Raw genomic sequence first — 20,976 nt, 5'->3', positions numbered from 1 at the left:
CCCGGCTCCATCACCCGCCGTACCTTTGATGACGCCTGCCAGGCGGGCGGTGTACAGCCGAGGGTGTTGCTGGAGCTGGACAGCCGTGAAGCGGTCACCGAAGCCGTCGCCGCGCAATTGGGCGTGGGCGTGGTGTCGTCAATGGAGGTCAGCCCCGACCCTCGGGTACAGGCGATTGCCTTGCAAGGTGATGGGCTGGTCAACCGGCACCTGCTCGGTTGCCTGGAGCGACGTCGCTCATTGCGCTTGATCCAGGCGTTTTTCGAGTTGGCCGCTTGACGGTTTTTTGGTGGATTGGAGCGTTCTTGCCCTATAAACTCTGCCCCCAAAGCGCCGGCCAGTAGACGTTTCGGCGCGATGGATAAAAGAGAGTGAGTCATGGGCGCACAGTGGAAAGTCAAACATAAAGAAGCGGCAGCCAATGCCAAGGGCAAGATCTTCGGCAAGCTGGTGAAAGAGATCACCATCGCCGCCCGTAACGGTGCCGACACCGCGACCAACGCCCACCTGCGTCTGGTGGTGGAGCAGGCCAAAAAGGCCTCGATGCCCAAGGAAACCCTGGACCGCGCCATCAAGAAAGGCGCCGGCCTGCTGGGCGAAACCGTGCAGTACCACCGTGTCACCTATGAAGGTTTTGCCCCGCATCAGGTGCCGTTGATCGTCGAGTGCGTGACCGACAACATCAACCGCACCGTGGCGGAAATCCGCGTGGCATTCCGCAAGGGCCAACTGGGTGCCTCCGGCTCCGTGGCCTGGGACTTCAACCATGTCGGCCTGATCGAAGCCTCGCCGGACACCCCGGACGCGGACCCGGAAATGGCCGCTATTGAAGCCGGCGCCCAGGATTTTGAAGACGGCGAGGAAGAGGGCACCACCCTGTTCATCACCGAGACCACCGACCTCGACGCTGTGCAGAAAGCACTGCCGGAGCAGGGCTTCACCGTGCTGTCGGCCAAGCTGGGTTATGTGCCGAAGAACCCGGTCAGCGGCTTGACCGATGAGCAGATGGCCGAAGTCGAAGCCTTCCTGGAAGGCCTGGACAACCATGATGACGTGCAGGATATGTTCGTCGGTTTGGCCGGCTGACCCTTGCGAACCCGCCTGCGGAGCCGTTCTGGTGCCCGCAGGTTGTTCTGTGTTTTATCGGTAGGCAGCGACTTCAGCGGAGATTTTGTTCATGGCGCCAACGGCGTCGATTTTTCCTTCAATGCCCAGGGGTTCTCCTTCGTCCGTATAGCGATGTGGCGTGGAGTAATACAGGTTCAAGGAGTGGCCCATCACGGTTTTACCGGCCAAGCCCTGAGACGGGCCGAAGTCTTCCCCTGCGTGAGTTACACCCATATTGTGGGCGAGCTCATGCCTGATGACATAGGTTGAGTAAGTGTTTGAGGTGGCAATCATTTCTTTCTTGCCCGGCCCAAGGAATGCTCTTCCTGATGCCGCAGGGTCTTTGAGATTTGCAAGGTAAAACATACCATCGGCTTTAACGTCATCCAGCATGGCCTGGGCTCGCGGGTCATTTCTGAGTTGATTTAAAACATGGCTGGTATTTGTTTTGGCCCAGCCTTGATTATCTTCAAACTCTTTCACTGCAACGGCTCGGTAGGTGAAGTTTGCCCCTGAATTGACCAGTGCCTGGTTGGTTTCATTCATGGACTGCTTGACGTGTTTTTGTATTTTGTCTTTGCTCAGTTCTTTCGGCAATTCATTGTTGTAGAGAAAAAGCAAATCGATGGTAACCGTTTCCCTTTTCCACTTTTTATTATTATCAACTTTGAAAACGACCACCTCCCCAGGCTTGACGGTTTCTTGTGAGTTTCCCATGTCAACCATGGTGTGGTGGCTCGAAGAGGAACTCACGATGACCTCTGACCCAGGCGGCTGGCTGCTGGGAAGTTTCAAATTTGGCGAGATGGCGTTTTTGGAAATTTCAATATAAGTTTTGGGCTTGCTCAGGTCGGGTACTTGGCTATTGGCCAGGGTCTTAATGTCAAAGAATTTCTCCGGGGCACGTATCATTTCCCATTTTTTGTTTTTTGTGATGTATTTGAATATGTATTCTTCCCCTTTATCCAATGTCATTGCGCTGCGATTGTTTATATTGGATGTATTGATATTAAAAGTCTGTCTAGCGCTTGATGTGAGCCTGACCAGATCATTGTCATTGGCAATGTCGGGGAGTTTGACGGTTTTTTCGTTGGCGGCGTCATCCAATAAAAATATTGTTTTTTTGCCCTCGAGTTTCAGCGCTTTGGCCTCTTGCGCCTCGGGCATTACGGGCTTTGGTTCGATGGGCGCGATCGATGGGGTGGGATTTTTCTGTGGCGTGAACAGCTTCCAGCCTTTATCAATTTCGGAGTATTGATAAATGCGTTTTTCATCCTTGTTCAAGATAGCGCTCTGCGCAGGCACGATATTTTTCCCTTCTATCGTTACAGGCTTGTCCGCAGACGACTCGATCACGATCAAGTCGTTATCCTTGGCGTGCGTCGGCAAGCTGACCGCAGGTATCCAGTTATTGCTGGATATCGAGTAGAGCGTGATAGGGGCGGGATAGTTTGGAATGGAAGATCCGACTCTGAACGGCGATGAGTAATTGACGTCCTTACCGGTCAAATACCATTTCTTCTGGGTTTCACTGTATAGAAAGGAAAGCATTTTATCTTTCGGCAGCGGAAGCCCGGCTGGAAGGTTTGTTTGTGTAAGATCCAGAGAGGAAGTAGAAGGGGAAGAAAAGGAAGTGGTGATTCGGTCGTAGTTTTTAGGCGTTTTAAATGCAGCAGTTCCAGGCGTGCGCTCGGCAACGGGCTGATGATCCAGATGAGGTTGAAAAGTTTGGTGGGGTGGGGCGGGCATCCGGATGATCATAGTTGCACCTTGTGTCTATAAATATTGCGGATTGCAATGGACTGGGGTGGCGATCTTATCGGGAATTCATGGCTTTTCCAGAGGCGCTATATATTTGGATGTTTCCAATGTTCTGTAGGGTGCGTCTGGAGCCGCACCCTCTAATCTATGACTGCATAAGTTTGCGCTATTTAAATATCCTGCAAACTAACTGTGATGTCCTCGAAGCTTGGACGCGCCAATACATCCGTTTGGAGGCAATGGGCGTGTAACGCTTCCAGGCGGCATCGTGTTTCGCCACTGAACCCCGGCTCGACCCGCTCCAACAACTCTCCCAGCAACACCCCGAACGCCCGAACTTCAATCCTTTGCAACGCCCTGGTTTCCAGCGTGTCCGCCATAGCATGGAACGAGGCCGCGCCGAAATCGCCCAGCAGGCAATCGCCCGCTGCATTCCACAAGATATTGTGCGCGTACAAGTCGCCATGGGTGATGCCCTGCCGATGCAGGTGCGCCGCCACCGACGCCACGCCCCGCAGCATGCGCAACGCCACCTCAAGGCTGAAGCGGGTATCGGCTTCGTAGATATCCCGGGTGCAAGAGTCCCAGCTGGGCAGGGCGGCCAGGTTGCGATAACTCGGGTCGATCAGGTCCATGACCAGCGCGGCCTGGTCGTCGGGGTGGTCGACGACGCGGCCCTGCACTTTGATCAGGTTCGGATGCAGGCCCGCGGCAATACAGGCTTGCATTTCGTGCAAGGGCGAGCCGTCGCTGGTGATGGTGCCTTTGTACAGCTTGACCGCGACAGGTTTGGCCAAAGGCTTCCACAGGGCTTTGCGGATGATCCCGGACGCACCCTCGCCGAGTACCTCGGCCAGTTCCAGCTCAGGCCAGGGAATATTCACCGTCGTGTGCTCATCGGCCGCTACCGCCGCCATTTCCACCGGGTTACCGGCATAGGCCAGCCAGGTCAGGCTCGGTAGGTTCAGCAGCCATTCGGGCAAATGGGTGAAACGGTTGGAGGCGATGCGGATCAGCTCGAGGTTGTGGCAACGGGCCAGGCTTTGCGGCAAGTGCTCCAGTTGATTGCCGGCCAACATGAGCTTTTGCAGCAGTGGCCGCTCTCCCAGTTTGTGGGGCAATTGGCGGATGCAATTGTCGGTGAGAATCAGCCAGCGCAGCCGCGGTGGCAGGGCGGCTGCGGGCACATGGCTGAGCTGGTTGGCCTTGAAGCTGATCATGCTCAGCTTGGCACATTGGCCCAGGCATTCCGGCAACTCGGTAAAGGCGTTGTTCGCACAGAACAGGATGCGCAAGTGGGTGAGGCGGTGAAGATCGTCGGGCAGACTGCTCAGGGCATTGCCGGTGAGGTTGAGGATCTCCAGGGAATCGGCCAGTTCAAATATTTCCGGCGGGAATTCGGTCAGCCCACAGGACAGGTCCAGGCGTCGGGTGCCGGCCAATTGGCCGGCCTTGAGTTGGGCGAGGGTATTCATGAACGGCGCGATCACTCGGCAAGGTAGGTGTAAATGCCGCTCATGATACCGGGTCGGATGCCCATTGCGGGCAGACCGTTTGTAATTGACTCAGGCGGCTCGCCGTGCGGGCCAGATCGATGGCCTGGCCTTCCATGGCGAGCGGCAGGGGCTGGTGGCCGATCAGGGTCAGGCGCTTATCGCGGTCGTAAAGCACGTCCACCAGGTTGATAAAACGCTGTTGCACGGCGATGGGGCATTCTGCCAGTTGGGGCAGGCCGTCGATGATCCAATGGTCGTAGTCCTGGCACAGCAGCAGGTAATCCATCACCGCCGTGAGTTGCTCGCACAGGTCGTTGAAGGTGAAAGCGATGGTGCGTGCCTGCCGATGGCGGTAAGTCAATTGCCGGGTGCCGACGCTCAAGCGGTGCGGTGGTGAGTCGGTGGCGGGCAGTCCAAGGTCTTCGCGCTGCTGCGCAGTGCCCGGCCACACATATTGCCCTTCGGTAAACCGTTGTTCGGCATGGGCCTGGGGCAGGCTGCGGAAGTCCTGCGGCGAACTGACCTCCAACACGTCCATGCGTGCGGCGATGAGGTCGATCACCGGCTTGAAGCGTTCGTGGTAAAGGGGGTTGGGCAATAACCCTTCGGGGGGGTAATTGGACGTCACCAACACCCAGATGCCCCGCTGGAACAGCGCCTTGAACAAGCGGCTGATCAGCATCGCATCGCCGATGTCGTGGACATGGAACTCGTCGAAACACAGCACGCGACAACCTGCCAGCAGTTCATCCAGGGTGACGGCCAGGGCATCGGTGTGTTCGCGGTGCTGGAACATGCCCCGGTGCAGGCGGGCGAAAAAATCGTGGAAGTGCACGCGCTGCTTCTCGTCGATCGGCAGCGCCTGGAAAAACCCATCGAGCAGCCAGCTTTTACCGCGCCCCACCGGGCCATGCAGGTACAGGCTGCGTGTGCGCTGACCGCCGAGCAGTTGCCGGGTTTCTCGGGCCAGGGCAGCAATTGCCTGGGTCTGGCCGGTACTGAGGGTGTAGCCCTGTTGCGCGGCTTTTTGTGCAAAGAAAGCGGCGATGGGCGAGGTGTCCGAGGCGTCGGTTTTTTTACCCAGCAGGCGTTGGATCAGGGAAAGCACGGCCAATACGAGTCGCTCTGTGTTTCGGGGGTCGCTCACTTTAGGGGCTTGAGCGCGATTTGACCAATAGAGAAGCAGGCAAGCCGTTATCTCAAAAAGGCATGACGGGTGGGGGATTCCGCGCAAACTGGCAGATTCTTGCTAAATGACTAACCTCATACAAAGTTTGTACCCCTGTATAAGGAATTGGGGCTGTGAAGGGACACACAGTATTGGCCGTCATGGGCGCCATGCTTGGCAGTACGGTCTACGGCGCGCAACTGCAAGTGGTGGTGCGCATCGACGTACAGCGCGGCTGCCAATTGGTGGGCACCACCCGCAGTGCCGGTATCGAACAGCTGGGTGTGCTGGACTTCGGCAGTGGCCCGCGCCTGGACGACCCGGCCGGTCCCTTGAGCGCGGCCCTGATCAGCCAGCGTCAACCGCGCCTTGAATGTAACCCCGATACGCCCTACCAAGTGCGCGTGGACGGTGGCTTGCATGGTGGCGTCGGTGAAGTGCGTTACCTCGCCACGGCTGCGCCTTCGGCTCGGCCCATTCCCTATCGCCTGTACGCTGACGCCGCGCGTCGCATCCCCTTGCCTGTAAATGAATCGTTGAGCGGGCGCGTGCCGGACTCCGGCAGCGTCGACCTGCCGCTGTATGGCCGTATCGAACCGTTGAGGGATATTCCCGCCGTCGGCCGCTATTCCGACCTGCTCAAGGTCACCGTCACATGGTAAGCCGGGGTTGGGCCCTGGTAGCCGTGGGCGGCTTGTTGCTGTTGGCGGGTGACGCTGAGGCGGCGGTCAGCGGGCAGATTCAGGCGCGCCTGGTGATCACGGCCAGTTGCGAGGTGAGCAAAGGTGGGGTGACTACGCCGCTCAATGCTACCGGCGGCACCGCCATGCTCGACTTCGGCAGCCAGGGCCCGACCTGGACCAACCCTCTGGGCGCGGTCGTTACCGACGTCACCAAGGCGCCGTTGTCGGTGTCCTGCAATCCGTCGGTGGTGAGCAGTTTTAAAGTGACCATCGACGGTGGCACCAATGGTGACGGCACTGTCCGGCGCCTGAGCAATGGTCGTCAGAGCATTCCGTATCAGTTGTCGGCCGATCCGTTGGGGAGAATCTCCTACAGCATCGGTCAGCAACACCATTTCGTCATGACCAAGGGGACACACATCCCGATCCTGTTATTCGGCTTGGTGGTGGCGAATACCAAGGCCTTACCGGCCGGCATCTATACAGACACCCTGACGGTGACTCTGGATTGGTAAACCATGAGGATGAACATCATGCATGCACTTGTCTCCAAAGCAGTTTTCCCCTTGATGGCGCTGGCGTGGGTGTCGGCTGCGCAGGCGGCCACGGTGGCTGGCACGGTGACCTCGACCCTGGTGTTGACCAGCAGTTGCCTGGTCAACGGTGCGGCGGCGACCGGCGGGATGAGTTTCGGTGCGTTGAACTTCGGTACCGCCAATAGCCTGTTCACCCAAGCGACCGGCCAGGTGCTGGGCGGCGGCGGCGGAGCGTTGTCGATCTTGTGTTCGGCCGGTACTTCACCCTCGTTGACGGTGTCCGCAGGGGCCAACGATGGCAAGTCCGCCGGTGGTGGGCGCGCGCTGTACGACGGCGTGGCCAATTACGTGCCCTACGACCTTTACACCGACAGCGGCCACTCGAACCTGTTGGCCATCGGAGGGGTGATCAACCTGGCGCCGAGCACCGGGGTTGCCCAGGCCGTGAATATCTACGGCAAGGCTACCGGCAAGGCGGGGCTGCCGGCCGGCACGTACACAGACACCGTTGCCGTGACCCTGACCTTCTAAGTGCATGAATCGCGTTGGGTGGGCGGCGTTGCTGGTGTGCGTGGGCTGGGGCATGCCGGTGTCGCTGTTGGCGGTGACCAGCCAGTCGTTCCAGGTCAGTGCGACGATCACCCCGGGGTGCCTGGTGGTCGGCGGCGGCACGAATTACGGCAGCCTGGCGTTCGGCACGTACTCAGCGCTGGCGACCAGCACGGCGTCCGTCGCGCTCACCGGGGGTGTGACCTTGCAATGCACGCCAGGGGTTGCGCTGAACATGAGTGTCGATGGCGGTTTGTATAACGCCAGCGGCCGGAGGATGCAGCTCAATAGCGGCACCGCCCAAGTGGCTTACCAGTTGTTTCGGGACGCGGCCTTCAGCCAGAGCCTGGGGATCAGCCAGAGCGTCAGTGTGACCTACAGCAACGCCAACAACATCACCTTGCCGATTTATGGGCGAGTGCAGTTACCGGGCAACCAGCCTGGGGGGACGTACAGCGATACGCTGCAGGTGCAGCTGTCGTGGTAAAGCGATCGGCACAAGGAGTGGGATTTATGGATGCAGCTTCCCGGCGAGGATGGATCGCGGGTGTTATCAGCATGATGGTACTGGGCGTGGCGAACGTGCAGGCTGCCAGTTCCGTGTTGATCTGGCCGATTGACCCGGTGCTGGAGGCCGATCAACAGGCCAGCGCCCTGTGGCTGGAGAACCGCGGCACCGAGACCGCCAACCTGCAAATCCGTGTGTTTGCCTGGACCCAACAGGGTTTCGACGAGCAGTACCACAACCAGCGCGACGTGATCGGCAGCCCGCCGGTGGCGAAGATCGAGCCGGGGCAGAAGCAACTGGTGCGCCTGACCCGTACCAAAGACGTGCCGCCGGGCCAGGAGCTGGCCTATCGCATCATCATCGATGAAATCCCATCGGCCACACCCATCGCCACGCCGGCCGATGGCAAGACCGCTGCAGCGATCCGCTTCCAGATGCGTTATTCAGTGCCACTGTTCGCCTATGGGCCGGGCCTGTGGAGCAGGGACGACGGCACCCGTGATCGCGACCCGAAGGGGGCGGGCAAACCGGACTTGAGCTGGAAGAAGGTCACGGTGGGCGCACGCAGCTACGTCGAAATGCGCAACCAGGGCGCCGTGCATGCGCGTTTGACCGATGCCGCGTTCAAACAGGGCGGCCAGCCTCGGCCGCTGGTGGAGGGCTTGTTGGGCTACGTGTTGCCGGGCGCGACCATGCGCTGGCCGGTGCCGGACGGGTTACCCGTTGATCAGCCGCTACAGGTCCGCATCAATGGTGCAACGCAGCTGGAGAGCCTGGCGCCGGGGCGGTAGGGCAATGCGCTAGGGCATGGAGCAGCCCCGGATGTTAACGGATGGAGATGTCCATTGACGGACACAAAGTAGTGGTGAGCCAAGGTCAGGCTCCAGGGTTATGGCGAAGGGTGTGGGTGGGTGGCTTGTCCGGCCTGGCGCTTGCGCCGCTGGGCATGGCTGCACCGTTGCCGCCACCGCCCAGCAGCATGGAGGCCGTTGCTGATGCACAGTTGTTCCTGGAACTGGTGGTCAACCAGCAGGACACCGGCCGTGTGGTCGCGGTCAATCAGAGAGCCGGGCAGTTGTTCCTGCCGGCCTCGGTGTTGCAAGAGGTGGGCATGAAACTGCCTGCCGACGTCGGCAGCGAAATCGCGCTGGATAACCTGCCGGGCCTGCACAGCGACTACGACAGCCAGGGCCAGCGGCTGGTGCTCACCGTGCCGCCCCCCTGGTTGCCTGAGCAGTTTATCGGCAATCGCGACAACTCCCCACGCACTCCCGCGTTGACCAGCTTTGGCGCGATGCTCAACTACGACGCCTATCTGAACGACACCGATGACGCGGCTACTTACCTGGGCGTCTTCAACGAAGTGCGGCTGTTCGATACCTGGGGAACCTTGTCCAACACCGGGCAGTACCGCGCCACCATTGGTCGTGAGACCGTCGGCAGCAGCCTGGATAACGGTTACCGACGGTATGACACCACCTGGCGGTTTTCCGATGATGAACGCCTGCTGACCTACGAAGCGGGGGATGTGATCAGCGCCGCGTTGCCCTGGAGCACTTCGGTGCGCCTGGGCGGGGTGCAGGTGTCGCGGGACTTTGCGGTACGCCCGGACCTGGTGACCTACCCATTGCCGCAATTCTCGGGCGAGGCGGCGGTGCCATCGTCGGTGGATTTGTTTATCAATGGTTATAAAACCAGCAGTGCCGATTTGCAGCCGGGTCCCTACACCCTGACCAACGTGCCGTTTATCAATGGTGCTGGGGAAGCGGTGGTGGTCACCACCGACACCTTGGGCCGACAAGTCTCGACCACGGTACCCTTCTATGTCACCAGTACGCTTTTGCAACAGGGCTTGTCGGACTTTTCGGTAGCGGCGGGCAATCTGCGTCGCGACTACACCGTGCGTGATTTTGGTTATGGCCCTGGGCTGGTCAGCGCTACGTTTCGCCATGGGCTGTCCGATGCCTTCACGTTGGAAAGCCACGCGGAAGCCTCTAACGACCTGACCCTGGGCGGCGTGGGTGGCAACCTGCGAATGGGCACCTTCGGTGTGCTCAACACGGCGATCAGCCAAAGCCAGTATGACGGCAAGACCGGCCAGCAATTGAGCCTGGGCTACCAATACAGCAACCCGCTCTACAGCCTGTCGTACCAACGGGTAGAGCGTCGCGATCAATACGCCGACCTGAGCCTGATCGACACGCCTTACGCCAGCCTCAGCAAACGCAGCCAGCAGGCGACCTTGAGTCTGAACCTCAACGATTTCGGCAGCCTGGGCGTCGGTTATTTTGATGTGCAGGCGGCGGATGATTCACGTACGCGCCTGGTAAACCTGACCTGGAGCAAACCGCTGTGGCGCAACAGCAGTTTTTACCTGTCGGCCAACCATGAGGTGGGCGACAGCAGTTGGGCGGTGCAGGCGCAACTGGTGATTCCGTTCGACGTTTACGGCAGCCTCAGCGTCGGCAGCGAACGCAGCAAGACCGGGCAAAGCCTGCAACGGGTCAATTACAGCCGCGCCGTGCCGGCCGAAGGCGGGGTGGGCGTCAACCTGGGTTACGCCAGCGGTGATGGGCCGGCTTATCGTCAGGCCGACCTGACCTGGCGTTTGCAGTCGGTGCAGTTGCAGGCAGGCGTATATGGCAGCCGCGACAGCGAAACCCGTTGGGCGGATGCCAGCGGCTCACTGGTGTGGATGGACCATCAGGTGTTCGCTGCCAACCGCGTCAACGATGCATTTGTGGTGGTGAGTACCGATGGCTTCAGCGGTGTACCGGTGCGCTATGAAAACCAGGTGGTGGGCCAGACCGATCGCAACGGCCACCTGCTGGTGCCGTGGACCAGCGCGTATTACCGCGCCAAATACGAGATTGACCCGCTGAACCTGCCGGCCAGTGTGCAAGTCCCCAACGTTGAGCAACGCGTGGCCGTGCGCCGGGGCAGCGGTTATCTGCTCGAGTTCCCGATGCGTCGGGTGCTGTCGGCGAGTATCACGCTGGTCGATGCCCAGCATGCGGAACTGCCCCTGGGCAGCCAGGTACGTCACGAGCAAAGCGGCGCGCTGGCGGTGGTGGGCTGGGATGGCCTGGTGTACCTGGAAAACCTGGCGGCCCATAACACCTTGCAAGTTACCCTCGGCAATGGCCAGACGTGCCAGGCCAGGTTTGAACTGGATACCACTCGGGAACAGGTGCCGCTGATCGGGCCGCTGGTGTGCCAATGACATAAGGAGTGTGCGTGTGCGGGTCAAGGAATGGCTGTGGGGGGTGGCGAGCTTGGCCGTATCGATACCGGTGCAAGCCGCCTGTTCGGCGGTGGCCACCGTGCCGGCCAGCTTCGGCACGGCAGTCAGCTCGATGACGGTACGTACCACGTCCCAGCCCAGTTCGACCACCAACGGTGGCATCAACTGCACACCGGCGTTGCTGTCGGTACTGACGTCCGGTGATCACTTCTACGCGACCATTACCGGTTCGGCGCAAGGCGGCATGCTCGGGCCGACGGGTGATGTCATCAGCTACACGGTGTACGGCAACAACACCACCTCGTTCCCGATAACGCGGGGCAGCGCATTTGATTTCGGCGGCAGTGGCGGCATTGCCGCGAACTTGGGGCTGGTGTTCGGCCCCGGCACCAAAACCTTGCCACTCTACTTTGCCACCACCGTTGGCAGTAACGTGGCGGCAGGCGTGTACAGCGAGACACTGAGTATTTTATGGAGCTGGAATTATTGCGCGGGCATTGGCATCGGCGGTATCTGCGCAGGGCGCGATATCGGCAGTGGCACCAGCACGCTGAACGTCAGCATGACCGTTGCCAATGACTGTCAGATCACCACGCCGGCGATCGCGTTCGGCAGTGCGCCGGTGGTCAGCGCTTTCACCACCGTCAACGGCCAGGCCAGTGTTGCCTGCACCAAGGGCAGCGCCTACACCGTCGGCCTCGGCGACGGGCAGAACCCGGTGAGTGTGGGCGGACGACGGCAGATGATTTCCGGCAGTAATCTCTTGGCCTACGACATCTTCCAGGGCGCCGGCACCACCCGTTGGGGCAGCGTGGGCGCGTCGCGGCGCGCCAGTGCCTCGGCGGAAATCAACCCCGGCAACGGCCTGGGCACCGGCAGCCAGGTGTTCAACTACAACGCCCGGATCTACACCGACCAGGCCACGCCACCGGGTGGCACCTACCTCGACAACGTGGTGCTGGATGTGGGGTTCTAGAACTTCAGCAGCGGCGTGCCCGGCTGGTCCGCCGGCCTGACCATGGCGTAGTTGTAACCGCCGCCGGACCAATACTGCGCCTCTAAACCGTCGGCACTGCGGCTGCCATGGGGCAGGAACCCGTTGTTCGGGCCGGGTGGCCGGATGTAGAAGCTGAGGCGGTGACCTTGTGCGTCCTCGTACAGCACCATGGCGGCCGCGCCTTGATCGGTCGTGAGCAGGCGCCCGCTGACCGGTTTGAAGCCCGATGGGCTGAGGTCGGGCAGGCGATGGGCGCGGTTGAAGTAACGGTCCAGCCACGCCTGCATGGCGCCGCCGTCCTGGGTCTGGTAGTCGGCCGGCATGATGCCGTCCTGGGCGAACAAGCGGAATGCTTGCATCGCATCGGCCATCGGCAACGTCGGCGCTTGAGTGGCTTCGCGGGCATGCCAGCCGCCCAGCCCGCCGAGGCTGACGGCGATCAACAGAACGGCAGCGCTGGCGACGTGGCGGCGTGTCTGATGCTTGAGGCGCCGGCGAACCAGCGTCGGGTCCAGCTCGGGGTTGGCCGGCTGTTGCAAGGCGCCGCTCAAGGAAGCGCGCAGCAACTGCGCGTCGCGTTGCCATGCGTGCACTTGAGCCGCGGCGTCGGGGTGGGCGGCCAGCCAGGTTTCGAGCACACGGCGGTCGCTCTCCGACAACTGGTGGTCAACATAGGCATGCAAATCGCGTTCGCTGGGGGGCAGGCTGATCATTTGAGTATCCGCAGGGAAGGGCTGGCGATGTCGCCGTCACTGAGTTGGCGCAAGGCTTGGCGTGCCCGGGACAGACGCGACATCACCGTGCCGAGCGGTACGTCGAGGATGTCGGCGACTTCCTTGTAGCTCAAGCCCTCGACACTGACCCAGAGCAGCAGGGCGCGTTGTTCGGTGTTGAGCTGGTCGAAGGCTTGCAGGGTCGACTGGGCCATGACCGAGCGTTCTGCCGAAGGGTGCGCGTCGTCACGGCCGGTGAAGAATTCGAGCATGCGCGCATACCGACGGCTGCGCCGGTGAGCGTCGAGGAACTGCCGGTAGAGAATCGAGAACAGCCAGGCACGCAGATCACCTTCGCTACGTTTATCGGCCCAGCGGGTGATTGCCCGTTCCAGGGTCGACTGCACCAGATCGTCGGCGCTGCTGGTGTTACGCGTCAGGGACACGGCAAAACGCCGCAACCTGGGGATGAGTTCACGTAACTGTTCGTCGAGTTCATGCATGGCAGTGGAAGTCTGGTCGGTTGTACTGAGGAAGACGCAGGCCCCTGTAGGTTATTCCATCAGCCGAGAAAAGAAATTCACTCTGTGTTGAGTCAGACGTTTCTGCATAGCTTGAGAGGCTGTAATCGCGGCGATTGCCGTCTCTCCACCCTTGTAACTGCCAGCACGTGGTTGGCGGTGAAACGATGAGGGTGTGTCCATGACGTTGTCACCAACCGATAAAGCGTATTTTTCACCAGAAGCATTCGCTCATTTACCCGCCGCGCAGCAGTACATGCTTGAAGAGTGGGGCCGGGGGCCGTTGGTTCCGCTCGACGATAGCTGTGTGCACCACGCCATCGAAGCTCAAGCGGCACGGGCTCCTCAGGCCATAGCTGCGGTCGGTTTGGGCCAGCCCATCAGTTATGAACAACTCAACCGCCAGGCTAACCGCCTGGCGGTGCGATTGATCGAGCAGGGGGTCAAGCGCGGCGATACGGTGGCGCTGTTCGTCGAGCGGTCGATCCCTATGTTGGTGGGGTTGCTGGCGGTGATGAAGATCGGCGCGGCGTATGTCCCCCAGGACGCCAGGATCGTGCCGCCCGTGCAACTGGCCATGGTCCTCGACACATTGACCAGCCCGGTCATATTGACCCTGTCGAACCTGAGGGGACGTATCCCTGAAACACCGACGCAGCGCTGCTTGTGTCTCGATGACTTTCTCGCCGAAGAACCCTGGGTTGCCCAGGACAATCATCGTCTATTTGCCGTTACCTACCCGGACGATCTGTGTTTTGTGCTGTTCACGTCCGGCACTACCGGGCGCCCCAACGGTGTGCGCGTCACCCATCGCAACCTATGCAATATCCTGCTCACGGAACCGGGGCGGATGGGGATGGCGCCTGGCCGCACCGTGGGGCAGATCCTCAATATCGGTTTTGACATGGCCGCCTGGGAAATGCTTGGCTGCCTGGCCCACGGTGCGACCCTGCTGATCCGTGGCAAGGACATTGCGCAAACGGCAGCACAGTGTGATGTGTTGATCGCGACACCTTCGATCCTGGCCACGCTCGATCCGCAACAATGCCCCAGGATCAAGCAGGTCGCCGTGGCCGGCGAACCTTGCCCCCAGGCCCTGGCTGACCGCTGGGCCAGCCACTGCGATTTCTATAACGGCTGCGGGCCGACTGAAACCACCATCGTCAATACCTTGCACCGGCATGTCCCCGGCACATTGCTGACCATCGGCACACCGACGCCCAACAACACGGTGTATGTCCTCGATGCACAAGGGCGTGCCTGTGAACCAGGGCAAACCGGTGAAATGTGGGCCGGTGGCAAAGGCGTGACAGCCGGCTACCTGGATGATGCTCAACTGACTGCGCAGCGTTACCGGCCGGACCCGTTCCTGGGCGGCGATGCGAGGATGTTTCGCACGCGGGACCTGGGGCGCTGGACGCGTGACGGGCAACTTGAGCACCTGGGGCGTGTGGACGATCAAGTCAAGGTGCGCGGTTTTCGTGTGGAGCTGGATGCGGTGTCGGCTGCACTGGAAGCCGGGGAGGGATGCGTACGCGCCGTCACGCTGAAACTGGACGAGCGCAACCTGATCGCCTTCGTTTCACCGGCCAGCGCCGATATTGAATCTTGCCGGCATCAGAGCGAACAACGCTTGGCCTACTACTGCGTGCCGTCGGCGATCTATGCGCTGGAACAATTGCCCCTGACGGCCAGAGGTAAGGTCGACAAAGCGCTGTTGCTGCAATGGGCGCAACAAAGGCAGGACGTGAAGGAGGCCGGTCATGTTTGCTGCACTGGCCCGAGCCCAGATTCCTCCCCATCCGAGGTTCTGGCGGCGCCTGCGCGCGTGGTCGGTGTTTTCCTATTACAACCGTCTCTTTGCACTGGTCATCGCCTGCAATGCAGGGGTGCTGTGGCTGGGCGAGGGGGTGCAGGCCATGGGGACGCAGGCATTGTCGACGATGGTGTTGATCAACCTTTCGCTGGCGACCTTGGTGCGCCAGCAATACCTGATCAATGGGCTGTTCTGGCTGGCCACCCGCGTGCCGCTGGGATGGCCGCTGGGCATTCGGCGCCGGGTGGCAAAGGTGTATCACTTCGGCGGGCTGCACAGTGGCGGGGCAGTGGCGGCGACAGCCTGGTTCTGCGCCATGTTCGGTATGCAGGTGGCCCTGTACTTGCGCGAGCCCGGTGATGCTTCGTCAAGCGCAATGTGGCTGGGTGCGGTGTTGATGGCATTGCTGTTGTTGATGCTGATCATGGCGCTGCCTTGGATGCGTGGGCATTTTCACAACGCTTTCGAGCGTGTTCACCGGTTTGCCGGATGGGGGGTGCTGCTGCTGTTTTGGGGGCTGACACTGACGGCATCCGTCGAAGGTGGGGGGAACCCACTGTCCAGCGGTGCATTTTGGGTGCTGGTGTTACTGACCTTGAGTATCGCCCTGCCGTGGCTGCGCTTGCGCCGGGTGCCGATCGACACGCTGCGGCCTTCCCGGCATGCGGCAATTGCACAATTGACCCACACCACACCGTTTGCCGGCTCATCCACGGCGATCAGCCTGAACCCACTGCTGGAATGGCATTCCTTCGCCAATATCCCTGCGCCGGATCAGGCGGGGTTTCGCCTGATCATTTCACGGGCTGGGGACTGGACGGGGCGGTTCATTGAGCAACCGCCTGCCCAGGTCTGGGTCAAGGGCATTACCACCGCCGGGGTCGCGAATGTGGAGACGCTATTCAAGTCGGTGCTCTACGTCGCCACCGGCAGTGGCATCGGTCCGGTCATGCCGCACCTGCTGGCAGGCAACGTGCCGATACGGTTGATCTGGTCGGCCCGCAGCCCGCGCAAAACTTACGGTGACGCATTGGTGGATGAAATTCTCCGGGCACACCCCCAGGCGCTGATCTGGGATACCGATGAGCGCGGTAAACCTGACCTTGTGCAACTGGCCTATGGCGCTGTCCAGGCTTATGGCATCGAGGCGGTCATCTGCATCGCCAACCAGAACCTGACGCAGCGTGTGGTGCAGGCGTTGGAAGCCCAAGGGATACCCGCTTATGGCGCGATCTGGGATTCCTGAGAGCGTGGGGTCGTTGAAGGTTATCAATCAGTGGAGGTGCTTATGAATGTATTGGTCGAACGTCATGGCCGAGTGATTCTGGTCAGGCTCAATCGCCCTGAAGTCAAAAATGCGCTGAGTTCGGCGCTGATGACCGAACTGGTTTCTTGTCTGGAAACCCTTGACCGAGATCCTGAGGTGGGCTGTTTTGTGATCACCGGCGGCACGGACTATTTTGCCGCGGGGGCCGACATCAAGGAGATGAGTGGCAAGTCCTATCTGGAGATGCTCAACGAAGACTATTTCGTCGGCTGGGAAGCGTTCACCCGGCTGCGTACGCCCACCATCGCCGCAGTCGCCGGATACGCTTTTGGTGGCGGATGTGAACTGGCGTTGATGTGCGACATGATTTTTGCCGCCGACACCGCCACGTTTGCCCAGCCTGAAATCAAGCTCGGCGTGATGCCTGGCATGGGCGCCACCCAGCGTTTGACAGGATTGATCGGCAAGGCCAAGACCATGGACCTGATATTGACCGGCCGGCCGATGACGGCCCAGGAGGCCGAGCAGGCCGGGTTGGTGTCGCGTGTTTATCCGTCGGCGGCTTTGTTGGAGCAGGCGTTGGCGGTGGCAGCACAAATCGCTGGATTCTCTCGCACGGCCACCCGGGCGGCGCGAGAGGCTGTGGAGCAATCCCTTGAGGTGGGATTGCACGAGGGCGTGCGTCTGGAGCGCCGATTGTTCCACGGCCTGTTCGCTACGCCCGACCAGCAGGAGGGCATGCAGGCGTTCTTGGGCAAGCGCGCGGCTTCCTTCAACCAGAGGTAGAAGGGCGGCGCATCTACTTTGAAAATAACTACAGTAAAAGGGGAATAAACCTACATGGGATTCGTCTCATAGCTCATTTCCCCTACGGCCACGTGCCCTGGAGCTTTTCATGGTAGATCATTCATCACCGCCACGGCCGCCACTCAGTACAGCCACTCTGGTCGTCAGGCTGGCGTGTATTGGTGGTGTGGTGGCGGTTATGGCTGGGGCGTTTGCCTACGTCAATGGCACCCTCGACCCCCAGCGACTGCGCCCCAAGACCTTGGTCAATGCCTTGGAAACCAATAACGGCCAGCACCCGGGCTTGCGGCGCAATCATGCCAAGGGCGTGTGCGTAGCCGGTTATTTCGAAAGCAGCCCTGAGGCGCGTGCCTACTCCAGTGCCGAGGTATTCAGCGCGGCGAAAACCCAGGTGATTGGCCGGTTTGCCCTGCCCAGCGGTAACCCTTATGCGCCGGACAGCAGCGTGCCGATCCGCAGTCTGGCCTTGCAGTTCAGCCAGGCCAACGGCCAGCAATGGCGCACGGGCATGAACAGCATGCCGGTGTTCCCGGTGGGCACGCCCGAGGCGTTTTACCAGTTGCTCAAGGCCGGCGCGCCGGACCCGGCCACCGGCAAGCCGAATCCTGCGAGCATGCCCGCGTTTTTCGCCGCACACCCGGAGACGGCGCCGTTCCTGGCGTGGGTCAAGACCGCCAAGCCGTCAGCCAGCTATGCCACGCAAACCTATAACGGCATCAATGCGTTTTACCTGGTAGGCACCGATGGCAAGCGCCAGGCCGTACGCTGGGGCGTGGTGCCACAGAGCCAGGACGCAAGCGGTGACAGCGCGCCGCCGGGCAGCGATTTCCTGGAAACAGACTTGGTGCAGCGGTTGGCGGCCGGGCCGCTGCGTTGGCAATTGAACATGACCCTGGCCAACCCCGGCGACCCGGTGGACGACGCCAGCAAGCCCTGGACCGGTGAGCACAAGGTGCTCAACGCCGGCACCCTGGTGCTGCAAAGCAGCCAGCCCCAGGCGGACGGTGATTGCCGCGATATCAACTTCGACCCGCTGATTCTGCCCAGCGGCATCGAAGCCTCCAACGACCCATTGCTGGCAGCCCGTTCGGCCGCTTACGCCAGTTCCTACCTGCGCCGCGCGGGTGAAGTCAGCCCACTGCACAGCGCCCCACAGGAGTCGAAGCCATGAATGCTCAACCCAGGTTTTTCGCACCGCTGGCGCGTCTGCTGCATTGGTTGATGGCGCTGATGATCATCGCCATGTTGTTTATCGGCGCGGGCATGGTGGCATCCGTGTCGGAACGTCACGAGTGGCTGATTCACCTGCACAAGCCGCTGGGTATCGCGATTCTGGCGCTGGTGATCGTGCGCCTGGTGGTGCGTTTCTCGACCCGGCAACCGCCGCTGCCCGCCGATTTGCCTCTGTGGCAAGTCTTGGCGGCCAAGGCGTCCCATTGGGTGCTGTACGCGTTGATGCTGGTGTTGCCCTTGTTGGGCTGGGCGATGATTTCGGCGGCCGGCGATCCGGTGATGCTCAGCAGTTCGGTACAACTGCCGGCACTGGTAGGGGCGAACGCGCCATTGTTTGCGCTGTTGCGCAAGGCCCATGGTTATCTCGCTTACCTGTTGTTCCTGACGGTGCTGTTGCACCTGGCCGCAGCGTTGTTCCACGGCCTGATCCGGCGCGATGGTGTATTGCAAAGCATGACCGGCACCAAGGTCTGATGCCGGGGGCGGGGAGGTTAGCGCAGCGCCGTGACGATATCGGCCACGGTGCTCAAGACGTCCTTGCCCAATTGCTTGGAGCGCTCGCCTGACCAGCCGGTTTTCGGGTTGGGCGCGTCGTCGTTGTCCTTGAAGGGCATCTCCAGGGTCAGCGACAGGCAGTCGTACTTCTCGCCGACGGCATTGCAGGCCAGCGTCATGTTGGCCTCGCCCGGCAGGTCGCGGGTGTAGCCGTGGGTGGTCTGGAAGTCGCGCGTCAACCCACTCAAGTGGCTGCGGAAGTGTTTTTCCAGTTTCTCGATACGCGGGGTGTAGCCGGGGTTGCCTTCGCAGCCGGCGGTGAACACGTAGGGGATTTCCTCGTCGCCGTGGATATCGAGGAACAGGTCGACGCCATACTTTTCCATCTGCTGCTGGGCGAACAGCACTTCGGGGCTGGTTTCCTGATTGGCGCTCTGCCAGGCACGGTTGAGGTCCTGGCCCATGGCATTAGTACGCAGATGCCCATGGATGGCGCCATCGGGGTTCATGTTCGGTATCAGGTACAGGTCGGCGACGGACAGCAGTTTTTTCAGCTCGGTATCACCGTCCTGTTGCAGGCGTTCGATGATGCCTTCCATAAACCATTCGGCCATGTGCTCGCCGGGGTGTTGCTGCGCGATGATCCAGACTTTGCGTCGGCCTTCGCCACCCTTGCCACGGCGTAGCAATTGGATATCGCGGCCCTCGACACTTTTGCCGGTAGCGAGCAACTCAGTGCCGGCGCGATTCAGGGCCTGGTCGATCAGCCAGTCATGGCGTTCACGGCTGTAGGGTTCGAAGTAGGCGAACCACACTTGTTTCTCGCGAGTCTGGAGGCTGACGTGCAGGATTTCGCCATCAAAGCGCGTGGGCACGCGAAACCAGTTGATATGGTCGTACGAAGCCACGGCGTTATAGCCGCTCCAGGCATGTTTATAAGAGGAGCGGCCCGCATTGCTCAGGCGGAAGGTGTGGGTGTGCCCCACATGCATGCCTTCAGCCTTGAAGTGGAACCATTGGAAGTGCGGGCTGCGGGTATCGGGTTTGATCGCCAGCAGCAACTGATAAGCGTCGCTGGCATCCAGGACCTGGATATTGCCGCTGTCGAAGTCGGTGCTGATCTTGATGGAGGTCAAGGCCACGGTCATAGTCTGGCTGCCTGATTATGAGTTGTTGTGGCGGATATCTTACACAGGCGCGAGGAAAAATCTGGATGCAAAATTGTTGCAGGGGGAGGGGGCGTCATCCTTGACGCTCTGGCAGCTTAGAATCTATGAGATTGATTCTCAAGCGCTATTTCTCAAAGATACGGGCTAGAGCGTTCATGCGACTTTCTTTGGTTGATGCTCTTTTGCTACCATGCGCGCCATCGAGCAACACACAGTCTTCATTAGCCTGAAGCCATGCCAGGGAACTGGCAAAAAAAAAGACCCGGCCAAAGAGCCGGGTCAAAAACCGTGATTAGCCTGATGAGGAGATATTCCAAGAGTCCGACCTAAGGTCCCTTGGTCTATCGACTGATCTCGCGATCAGCTGAGCCCAATAATAATCATTATCATTTGCAAGTCAAATGTTTTTATCCGTCGGATAGAAATATTTTTCCCGCGTGCCCGTCATGCCTGTGACGGCGGCACCGATGCCTGCAGCGACCGTTCCACCATCGCTTTGGCCATATCAATCAAATACACCACTGAAAATGCCAGGTCCCGTTGGTTGCCCTGATGGTTGCTCGCCGACTCGTAGGCCGTGGCTGCCGCGCTGCGCAACAGGTCTGAAGCGTGGACCAGGGCTTCCTCCTGGCTGATGCCGGGGTGGATGGCGAACAAGGCCTCTTCCGGCATCGATGCAGACATATCTTCTTTCAAGTAGAAGTCCAACGCGCGCTGGGCCAGCCGGGGTGGATGGCGAACAAGGCCTCTTCCGGCATCGATGCAGACATATCTTCTTTCAAGTAGAAGTCCAACGCGCGCTGGGCCGCGCCGCTACTGCGCATGCCGTGCAGTTCGTCGTATTCAGGTGTTTGAGCGAGTAAAGACGGGCTGTTCATCATAAGGGGCGCTACTCTGAGTGGGTGT

General features: G+C 60.5%; 21 protein-coding genes and 1 pseudogene. 14 read left to right on the top strand and 8 right to left on the bottom strand.

The window, feature by feature from the left end; all coding sequences use genetic code 11:
• A partial coding sequence (locus C9383_RS25575) for a LysR substrate-binding domain-containing protein (protein ID WP_249031093.1) occupies positions 1–279 on the top strand: 279 nt, incomplete at its 5' end.
• A 99-nt stretch (positions 280–378) separates the two neighbouring features.
• Positions 379–1,086, top strand: coding sequence for a YebC/PmpR family DNA-binding transcriptional regulator (locus C9383_RS25570; protein WP_090370111.1), 708 nt, complete (start codon positions 379–381; stop codon positions 1,084–1,086).
• Positions 1,087–1,140: 54 nt separating this feature from the next.
• Here C9383_RS25570 and C9383_RS25565 read toward each other — a convergent pair whose 3' ends face one another.
• The 3 genes from C9383_RS25565 to zapE all read right to left on the bottom strand — a co-directional run bounded on the left by C9383_RS25565 (position 1,141) and on the right by zapE (position 5,478).
• Positions 1,141–2,868 carry a M12 family metallo-peptidase gene (locus C9383_RS25565; protein ID WP_143038202.1) on the bottom strand — a complete coding sequence of 576 codons (1,728 nt, stop codon included), beginning with the start codon at positions 2,866–2,868 and terminating at the stop codon, positions 1,141–1,143.
• Positions 2,869–3,038: 170 nt separating this feature from the next.
• Positions 3,039–4,343 (bottom strand): protein kinase, encoded by a 1,305-nt coding sequence (locus C9383_RS25560; RefSeq protein WP_090372365.1) that lies wholly within the window; start codon positions 4,341–4,343, stop codon positions 3,039–3,041.
• A 40-nt stretch (positions 4,344–4,383) separates the two neighbouring features.
• Entirely contained in the window at positions 4,384–5,478 is a 1,095-nt protein-coding gene (zapE, locus tag C9383_RS25555; protein WP_090370114.1) for a cell division protein ZapE, read from the bottom strand.
• Positions 5,479–5,693: 215 nt separating this feature from the next.
• Between zapE and C9383_RS25550 the strand changes: the two genes are divergently transcribed.
• From C9383_RS25550 to C9383_RS25520, 7 genes are read left to right on the top strand one after another with little or no spacing between them, the layout of a single operon-like run.
• The gene (locus C9383_RS25550; protein ID WP_428842290.1) at positions 5,694–6,194 is read left to right on the top strand and encodes a Csu type fimbrial protein; all 501 of its coding nucleotides are present in this window, start codon (positions 5,694–5,696) and stop codon (positions 6,192–6,194) included.
• Positions 6,188–6,730: a spore coat protein U domain-containing protein gene (locus tag C9383_RS25545; protein WP_090370119.1), complete on the top strand. Its 543-nt coding sequence runs from the start codon at positions 6,188–6,190 to the stop codon at positions 6,728–6,730. Before C9383_RS25550 ends, C9383_RS25545 begins: the two co-directional genes overlap by 7 nt.
• Positions 6,731–6,748: 18 nt before the next feature.
• Positions 6,749–7,282 (top strand): Csu type fimbrial protein, encoded by a 534-nt coding sequence (locus tag C9383_RS25540; protein WP_060756929.1) that lies wholly within the window; start codon positions 6,749–6,751, stop codon positions 7,280–7,282.
• Positions 7,283–7,286: 4 nt separating this feature from the next.
• Complete coding sequence (locus C9383_RS25535) at positions 7,287–7,787, top strand: Csu type fimbrial protein (RefSeq protein WP_060756743.1); 501 nt, start codon at positions 7,287–7,289, stop codon at positions 7,785–7,787.
• A 26-nt stretch (positions 7,788–7,813) separates the two neighbouring features.
• Positions 7,814–8,599, top strand: coding sequence for a fimbrial biogenesis chaperone (locus C9383_RS25530; protein ID WP_090370121.1), 786 nt, complete (start codon positions 7,814–7,816; stop codon positions 8,597–8,599).
• Positions 8,600–8,640: 41 nt separating this feature from the next.
• The gene (locus C9383_RS25525) at positions 8,641–11,031 is read left to right on the top strand and encodes a fimbria/pilus outer membrane usher protein (protein ID WP_090370123.1); all 2,391 of its coding nucleotides are present in this window, start codon (positions 8,641–8,643) and stop codon (positions 11,029–11,031) included.
• 16 nt (positions 11,032–11,047) lie between these two features.
• Positions 11,048–12,028 carry a Csu type fimbrial protein gene (locus C9383_RS25520; protein ID WP_174554037.1) on the top strand — a complete coding sequence of 327 codons (981 nt, stop codon included), beginning with the start codon at positions 11,048–11,050 and terminating at the stop codon, positions 12,026–12,028.
• Here C9383_RS25520 and C9383_RS25515 read toward each other — a convergent pair.
• Together C9383_RS25515 and C9383_RS25510 are read right to left on the bottom strand one after the other, a co-directional pair.
• Complete coding sequence (locus C9383_RS25515) at positions 12,025–12,762, bottom strand: anti-sigma factor family protein (RefSeq protein WP_090370126.1); 738 nt, start codon at positions 12,760–12,762, stop codon at positions 12,025–12,027. The genes C9383_RS25520 and C9383_RS25515 overlap by 4 nt on opposite strands.
• Positions 12,759–13,265 carry a sigma-70 family RNA polymerase sigma factor gene (locus C9383_RS25510; RefSeq protein WP_090370127.1) on the bottom strand — a complete coding sequence of 169 codons (507 nt, stop codon included), beginning with the start codon at positions 13,263–13,265 and terminating at the stop codon, positions 12,759–12,761. Before C9383_RS25510 ends, C9383_RS25515 begins: the two co-directional genes overlap by 4 nt.
• Positions 13,266–13,464: 199 nt before the next feature.
• Here C9383_RS25510 and C9383_RS25505 point away from each other — a divergent pair.
• The 5 genes and pseudogenes from C9383_RS25505 to C9383_RS25485 form a co-directional block, all read left to right on the top strand.
• Positions 13,465–15,027: pseudogene (locus C9383_RS25505) on the top strand (amino acid adenylation domain-containing protein); the annotation flags it as partial.
• 19 nt (positions 15,028–15,046) lie between these two features.
• Positions 15,047–16,345, top strand: a complete 1,299-nt coding sequence (locus C9383_RS25500) for a hypothetical protein (RefSeq protein ID WP_090370128.1) — start codon at positions 15,047–15,049, stop codon at positions 16,343–16,345.
• A 42-nt stretch (positions 16,346–16,387) separates the two neighbouring features.
• Positions 16,388–17,152 carry an enoyl-CoA hydratase-related protein gene (locus C9383_RS25495; RefSeq protein ID WP_090370131.1) on the top strand — a complete coding sequence of 255 codons (765 nt, stop codon included), beginning with the start codon at positions 16,388–16,390 and terminating at the stop codon, positions 17,150–17,152.
• A gap of 109 nt (positions 17,153–17,261) precedes the next feature.
• Complete coding sequence (locus tag C9383_RS25490; RefSeq protein WP_090370133.1) at positions 17,262–18,344, top strand: catalase family peroxidase; 1,083 nt, start codon at positions 17,262–17,264, stop codon at positions 18,342–18,344.
• Positions 18,341–18,880: a cytochrome b gene (locus C9383_RS25485; protein ID WP_090370135.1), complete on the top strand. Its 540-nt coding sequence runs from the start codon at positions 18,341–18,343 to the stop codon at positions 18,878–18,880. The genes C9383_RS25490 and C9383_RS25485 overlap by 4 nt, the downstream gene beginning before the upstream one ends.
• Before the next feature lie 17 nt (positions 18,881–18,897).
• Here the strand turns inward: C9383_RS25485 and C9383_RS25480 are convergent, their stop codons facing one another.
• The 3 genes from C9383_RS25480 to C9383_RS25465 form a co-directional block, all read right to left on the bottom strand.
• Positions 18,898–20,049: a M14 family metallopeptidase gene (locus C9383_RS25480; protein WP_090370137.1), complete on the bottom strand. Its 1,152-nt coding sequence runs from the start codon at positions 20,047–20,049 to the stop codon at positions 18,898–18,900.
• A 465-nt stretch (positions 20,050–20,514) separates the two neighbouring features.
• Positions 20,515–20,754, bottom strand: a complete 240-nt coding sequence (locus C9383_RS25470; RefSeq protein ID WP_090370139.1) for a DUF6124 family protein — start codon at positions 20,752–20,754, stop codon at positions 20,515–20,517.
• Positions 20,755–20,762: 8 nt separating this feature from the next.
• On the bottom strand, positions 20,763–20,951 hold the full coding sequence (locus tag C9383_RS25465) for a hypothetical protein (RefSeq protein WP_090370141.1): 189 nt from the start codon (positions 20,949–20,951) through the stop codon (positions 20,763–20,765).
• Positions 20,952–20,976: the final 25 nt, after the last annotated feature.

Origin of the sequence: Pseudomonas palleroniana (assembly GCF_003031675.1) — a bacterium.
GTDB classification, from domain to species: domain Bacteria; phylum Pseudomonadota; class Gammaproteobacteria; order Pseudomonadales; family Pseudomonadaceae; genus Aquipseudomonas; species Aquipseudomonas palleroniana.
Note: the sequence above shows the minus strand (reverse complement) of the source record. Positions and strands in the feature narration are given on the sequence as shown.

Bases quoted from the DNA above. Each gene is read 5' to 3' on its own strand.
- C9383_RS25510 (WP_090370127.1), bottom strand. From the start codon at position 13,265: ATGCATGAACTCGACGAACAGTTACGTGAACTCATCCCCAGGTTGCGG.
- C9383_RS25485 (WP_090370135.1), top strand. From the start codon at position 18,341: ATGAATGCTCAACCCAGGTTTTTCGCACCGCTGGCGCGTCTGCTGCAT.
- C9383_RS25540 (WP_060756929.1), top strand. From the start codon at position 6,749: ATGCATGCACTTGTCTCCAAAGCAGTTTTCCCCTTGATGGCGCTGGCG.
- C9383_RS25535 (WP_060756743.1), top strand. From the start codon at position 7,287: ATGAATCGCGTTGGGTGGGCGGCGTTGCTGGTGTGCGTGGGCTGGGGC.
- C9383_RS25515 (WP_090370126.1), bottom strand. From the start codon at position 12,762: ATGATCAGCCTGCCCCCCAGCGAACGCGATTTGCATGCCTATGTTGAC.
- C9383_RS25570 (WP_090370111.1), top strand. From the start codon at position 379: ATGGGCGCACAGTGGAAAGTCAAACATAAAGAAGCGGCAGCCAATGCC.
- C9383_RS25545 (WP_090370119.1), top strand. From the start codon at position 6,188: ATGGTAAGCCGGGGTTGGGCCCTGGTAGCCGTGGGCGGCTTGTTGCTG.
- C9383_RS25490 (WP_090370133.1), top strand. From the start codon at position 17,262: ATGGTAGATCATTCATCACCGCCACGGCCGCCACTCAGTACAGCCACT.
- C9383_RS25495 (WP_090370131.1), top strand. From the start codon at position 16,388: ATGAATGTATTGGTCGAACGTCATGGCCGAGTGATTCTGGTCAGGCTC.
- C9383_RS25465 (WP_090370141.1), bottom strand. From the start codon at position 20,951: ATGATGAACAGCCCGTCTTTACTCGCTCAAACACCTGAATACGACGAA.
- C9383_RS25530 (WP_090370121.1), top strand. From the start codon at position 7,814: ATGGATGCAGCTTCCCGGCGAGGATGGATCGCGGGTGTTATCAGCATG.
- C9383_RS25470 (WP_090370139.1), bottom strand. From the start codon at position 20,754: ATGTCTGCATCGATGCCGGAAGAGGCCTTGTTCGCCATCCACCCCGGC.
- C9383_RS25550 (WP_428842290.1), top strand. From the start codon at position 5,694: ATGGGCGCCATGCTTGGCAGTACGGTCTACGGCGCGCAACTGCAAGTG.
- C9383_RS25525 (WP_090370123.1), top strand. From the start codon at position 8,641: ATGGAGATGTCCATTGACGGACACAAAGTAGTGGTGAGCCAAGGTCAG.
- C9383_RS25560 (WP_090372365.1), bottom strand. From the start codon at position 4,343: ATGAATACCCTCGCCCAACTCAAGGCCGGCCAATTGGCCGGCACCCGA.
- C9383_RS25565 (WP_143038202.1), bottom strand. From the start codon at position 2,868: ATGATCATCCGGATGCCCGCCCCACCCCACCAAACTTTTCAACCTCAT.
- C9383_RS25480 (WP_090370137.1), bottom strand. From the start codon at position 20,049: ATGACCGTGGCCTTGACCTCCATCAAGATCAGCACCGACTTCGACAGC.
- C9383_RS25500 (WP_090370128.1), top strand. From the start codon at position 15,047: ATGTTTGCTGCACTGGCCCGAGCCCAGATTCCTCCCCATCCGAGGTTC.